The organism is Halomicrobium sp. IBSBa (assembly GCF_017612575.1).
Lineage (GTDB): Archaea > Halobacteriota > Halobacteria > Halobacteriales > Haloarculaceae > Halomicrobium.
The window spans coordinates 1-417 of record NZ_JADPQC010000053.1 but is presented as its reverse complement, the minus strand read 5'-3'; the positions used below and the strand labels follow the sequence as shown (position 1 = coordinate 417).

The window sequence follows — 417 nt, the reverse complement described above, 5'->3', positions numbered from 1 at the left end:
GTCCAGACATGGCCCGAGGAAATTCCGGTGTCTCAGGAGGGCGAGCACGGTGAGGTGCTGGCGACTGTCGACCAGTACGAACAGTGGGCAAAAGAGCGCGGGCTGAGTCTTCGACCGCCCTTTGAGACGCGGACCTCGTCGCTTCTGGTCGGCGGCAGTACGGAGGTGCTGCGGCTCCCGATGATAGCCGTCGCCGTCTACGCGGACGACGATCTGGTCGGCGTGTATCCGTGTACAGACGGGGAGACGACGTGGTCCGTCACCGATTGCATCGACGCGCTCACTGCGGACTCGACGACGCTCCCGCACGAACCGGACCAGTGATTTTCACTGGACTGGCTCAGTCCGTTCGTTAGTGGCGTCCTGTACAACACTGTGGTGGGGTGTCCGCCTCCCGCCTGAAGCACCAGACTGACC

1 protein-coding gene is annotated in these 417 nt (G+C 63.3%); it reads left to right on the top strand.

Translation table 11 applies throughout. The features are described 5' to 3' along the window. On the top strand, positions 1 to 324 hold a 324-nt coding region (locus IL252_RS17415; RefSeq protein ID WP_208629069.1), incomplete at its 5' end, for an HTH domain-containing protein. Positions 325 to 417: the final 93 nt, after the last annotated feature.